General features: G+C 67.2%; 5 protein-coding genes and 1 tRNA gene. All 6 read right to left on the bottom strand.

The genetic code is table 11. The features are described 5' to 3' along the window. On the bottom strand, positions 1-582 hold a 582-nt coding region (locus tag QZ281_RS08155), incomplete at its 3' end, for a GTP-binding protein (RefSeq protein ID WP_292226995.1). 73 nt (positions 583-655) lie between these two features. After that, positions 656-740, bottom strand: a tRNA-Leu gene (locus QZ281_RS08160). A 73-nt stretch (positions 741-813) separates the two neighbouring features. Beyond that, positions 814-1335: a CcdC protein domain-containing protein gene (locus QZ281_RS08165; protein WP_292226997.1), complete on the bottom strand. Its 522-nt coding sequence runs from the start codon at positions 1333-1335 to the stop codon at positions 814-816. Between the two features lie 54 nt (positions 1336-1389). Continuing rightward, entirely contained in the window at positions 1390-2406 is a 1017-nt protein-coding gene (locus QZ281_RS08170) for a fumarylacetoacetate hydrolase family protein (RefSeq protein WP_292226998.1), read from the bottom strand. A 61-nt stretch (positions 2407-2467) separates the two neighbouring features. Continuing rightward, positions 2468-2734 carry a hypothetical protein gene (locus QZ281_RS08175; RefSeq protein ID WP_292226999.1) on the bottom strand — a complete coding sequence of 89 codons (267 nt, stop codon included), beginning with the start codon at positions 2732-2734 and terminating at the stop codon, positions 2468-2470. A gap of 3 nt (positions 2735-2737) precedes the next feature. Then, on the bottom strand, positions 2738-3283 hold a 546-nt coding region (locus QZ281_RS08180; RefSeq protein ID WP_292227001.1), incomplete at its 5' end, for an isoaspartyl peptidase/L-asparaginase.

Raw genomic sequence — 3283 nt, forward strand, 5'->3', positions numbered from 1 at the left:
GGTGTAGGGCTGGAACTTGCCGGTTCCGACCTCGACCATGCCGCGCAGGCGGTTGCCGCTCTCGGCGGGCCACCAGATCGGGGCGGGATCAAGCTGCAGACGGCTGGCGATGTCGTCCAGCAGGGCCATCGGGTCCTGGGCTTCGCGGTCCAGCTTGTTGATGAAGGTGATGATCGGAATGTCGCGCAGGCGGCAGACCTCGAACAGCTTCAGCGTCTGCGGCTCGATGCCCTTGGCGGCGTCCAGCACCATGATGGCGCAGTCGGCGGCGGTCAGGGTGCGATAGGTGTCTTCCGAGAAATCCTCGTGCCCGGGCGTATCCAGCAGGTTGAACATCTTGCCGTCGTGCTCGAACGTCATGACCGAGGCCGAGACCGATATGCCCCGTTCCTTTTCGATCTTCATCCAGTCCGAACGGGTGCGCCGGTTCTCGCCCCGAGCCCGCACGGCGCCTGCCGCACGGATGGCGCCGCCCGCCAGCAGGATATGCTCGGTCAGGGTCGTCTTACCGGCGTCCGGGTGGGCGATGATGGCGAAGGTCCGCCGACGGGCGGCCTCTTCGGGCAGGGTCAGTGTCGACATGTTCGATCCTTGGGCGCGGCGGACCTAGCGCGGCGGGCGCTGAAAGTCGATCCATGGCCGGGAGCCGGGCCTTTGGTGCGGGTGGTCGGAATCGAACCGACACTCCTTTCGGAACTGGATTTTGAATCCAGCGCGTCTACCAGTTTCACCACACCCGCACAGGCGTGAGCAGGGCACGCTCCTACAGGGACGGAACGGGGTTTTCAACCACCGCCTGCCGCTCAATGAAACTCAGGCGGCGACTTCGACGTGTTCGTCGGTTCCGCCCGCCAGAACGCGGCGTGCGCGCAGGTACATTTCGAGCCGTTGCGCGATGATCAGACCGATGGCGAAGATCATGAAGGCGTCGGTGATGACGACGGCGTCCAGATGCCAGGCGGCGGCGTTTTCCTGCATGACTTCACGCAGGCCCGTGCGGGCGGCCATCAGGCCGACGATCAGGATCAGGCCTAACGGCGAGGCCTGGGCCTTCAATGATCCATCAGGCTCTTTCTCGATGGTGATGGTCTTGCCGCGCCACCATCCGGCCGCTGCGCCCAGGATCAGGGCGGCGATGAAGGCGACATAGGCCAGGGGGCCGAACTGCGGGTGCTGGGTCGTCGCCCACAGCCCCATGCCGATCAGGGGCACGACGATCGCAGGCATGACCCACAGAAACTGCGGCCGCAGCACACGCTTGCGCCGATTGCGCAGAAGAACGAGGACCAGCACCACAGGGATGACGGCCAATGGGATCAGTTGTTCTTGCGTCATGAAGGGTGTCCCGGCCCTGTTGCTCAGCGGGCCCGAACCGGGACGCTATACCTGTCAGGCGTCGTGCGAAAGCGGCTGAACCGTCTGTTCGATGGCGCCGAAGATGGAGTGGCGGCCGTCCAGCATTTCGATCCGCACCGTGTCGCCATGCTTCAGGAAGGGCGTCTCGGCCTTGCCGCGCAGAATGGTCTCGACCGTGCGGACTTCGGCGATGCAACTGTAGCCCAGACCGCCTTCGGACACAGGCTTGCCGGGGCCGCCGTCGGCGTCCTTGTTCGACACCGTGCCCGAACCGATCAGGGTTCCGGCGCCCAGCGAACGGGTCTTGGCCAGATGGGCGATCAGGGTTCCGAAGTCGAAAGTCATGTCGACCCCGGCATCGGCCTTGCCGAAGTCCTGACCGTTCAACTGGACGCTCAGTTCGCCGTGCAGCTTGCCGTCCTTCCAGCGGTCGCCCAGAACCTCGGGCGTGACGAAGACCGGCGACAGGGCGCTGGCGGGCTTGGACTGGACGAAGCCGAACCCCTTGCCCAGTTCGGCGGGGATCAGGTTGCGCAGCGATACGTCATTGACCAGCCCGACCAGTCGGATGGCGGCCAGGGCCTCTTCGCGCGTCGCGCCTTGCGGCACGTCGCCGGTTACAACCACGATCTCGGCCTCCAGATCACAGCCCCAGCTTTCGTCCGCCAACGGAATGGCGTCGCGGGGCGACAGGAAGCCGTCCGACCCGCCCTGATACATCAGGGGGTCGGTCCAGAAGCTCTCGGGCATTTCGGCGCCGCGCGCTTTACGCACCAGCTCGACGTGGTTCACATAGGCCGAGCCGTCCGCCCACTGATAGGCGCGGGGCAGGGGCGCCGCCGCCTCATGCTCGCGGAAGCGTCCACGCGGCACGCCTTCGTGCTCCAGGCTCTCGGCCAGGGCGCGCAGGCGCGGCTCGCACCGCTCCCAGTCATCCAGCGCCGCCTGCAGCGTCGGGGCGATCAGGAAGGCGTCGGTGAACCAGTTCAGGTCCTGCGAGACGACCACGAGGCGGCCGTCGCGGCCGTGCTTGAGCGAGGCGAGTTTCATGACTTCAGGCCTAACCCGAATTCAGAAGCTTGGAAACTGAGCGCCGGTAACCCTCTCGCGATCAGGCGTTGGCGGTCAGCAGGGCGCGGGCCTCGGCGCCGGTGCGGGCGGCGCGATCGCGCACCTCGACCTCGACGATCACGCCGCCTTTCGGCTCGACGGCCCAGATGTAGCGCCGCTCGATCTCGACCGTGCGGCCGGACGGGGCGAACCCCTCGTAGCTGTCGCCCCAGGGCGTGATCTTCTTCACCTCGATGAAGGGCATGGCGCAGGCGGCGTCCAGCTCCTCCTTGGCCATCACGGTCAGTTCGTCGTCGGCGGCGGGCATGGTTCAGTTCTCATCTGCATAGATGGCGACACGGGCGGGCGCGCTCGAAGAGGCGGCGCCCCGGTACATGCCGGAGGTGTTCATGGCGAAGGCGGGCGTTCCGTCCCGCCCCATGACGATGACCCCGCCGTCGCCGCCGATGGCGCCGACTTCGTCGATCTCGGCCTGGGCCGCCGTCTGAACTGATGCGCCCTCAGACGTACGGTGGCAGATGTCGCGGGCCACGGTCGCCCGGATGAAATATTCGCCCGCCCCGGTGGCGGACACCGCGCAGCCGTCGGCGTTGGAGGCGTAGGTGCCTGCGCCGATCACCGGCACGTCGCCGACCCGGCCCCATTGTTTGGCGGTCATGCCGCCGGTCGATGTTCCCGCCGCCAATCGCCCCTGACTGTCCCGGGCCACAGCGCCGACAGTGCCGAATTTGCGTTCGTCCAGCGGGGCTTCATAGAGCGAGGCCAGCGGAACCGGCGCGCCGAGCGTCGTCGGCTCGGGCGGAGCGCTTTGCGGGGGCGCGGGCAGGGGCGTGCGCAGGGCCAGCCTCTCGGTCGG

Source organism: Brevundimonas sp. (assembly GCF_018608325.1).
Lineage (GTDB): Bacteria > Pseudomonadota > Alphaproteobacteria > Caulobacterales > Caulobacteraceae > Brevundimonas.

Coding starts and splice junctions, on each gene's coding strand:
- QZ281_RS08165 (WP_292226997.1), bottom strand. CDS start 1,335: ATGACGCAAGAACAACTGATCCCATTGGCCGTCATCCCTGTGGTGCTG.
- QZ281_RS08170 (WP_292226998.1), bottom strand. CDS start 2,406: ATGAAACTCGCCTCGCTCAAGCACGGCCGCGACGGCCGCCTCGTGGTC.
- QZ281_RS08175 (WP_292226999.1), bottom strand. CDS start 2,734: ATGCCCGCCGCCGACGACGAACTGACCGTGATGGCCAAGGAGGAGCTG.